The 631-nt window shown below is 43.8% G+C and carries 1 protein-coding gene; it reads right to left on the bottom strand.

What is annotated here, in order from left to right:
- Positions 1-631: alpha/beta hydrolase (locus AC1DWN_RS34895; RefSeq protein ID WP_477563370.1), on the bottom strand; the 631-nt coding region annotated here is incomplete at both ends.

Raw genomic sequence — 631 nt, 5'->3', positions numbered from 1 at the left:
CTCGAAATACGATATTGTCTTCGTACAAGAAGTCTTCGGTWCCACAGCACTGGAATAGCTCCGGCTTTGGCAAATCAAGCTTTGATTGCTTTTTCAGCACTTGAATCAGGTCATCATCTGATCCCTCGAGTTGTTTATCTCCATAAATTTGCTGGTACAATCGACTTCCAAGCGCATGATCCGTACGTTTGGTATGACCGACCATATCTAACGCCCCAGACAAGCTGCATGCTGCGGCAAATCGATCTGGATGCCGAAGTGCCCATTTAAAAGCACCATATCCTCCCATCGACAAGCCTGCAACAAAATTATCTTCGCGAGCGTCAGATAAAGGAAAGAAGGAGCGTGCAATTGCTGGAAGCTCCTCTGTTAGGAAAGTCCAATATTTATCACCATATTCCATATCCGTATAGAAGCTTTTATGAACGTTTGGCATAATGACCGCTAAACCCAGCTCAGCTACATATCTTTCAATCGATGTTCTACGAGACCAAATCGTATCATCATCAGATAGCCCATGTAATAGATAAAGAGTAGGATGCAGCTTGCGTGTGCTGCTATTTTTCAAGCCAATTTGAGTCGAATTTTGCTGCGGCAAAATAACGGTCATAGACGTGCTAAAGCCTAATGC

The sequence above is a fragment of the Paenibacillus sp. P4_A7 genome (genome assembly GCF_056402455.1).
The sequence above is the reverse complement of the archived record's forward strand: the minus strand, read 5'-3'. Positions and strand labels throughout refer to the sequence as shown.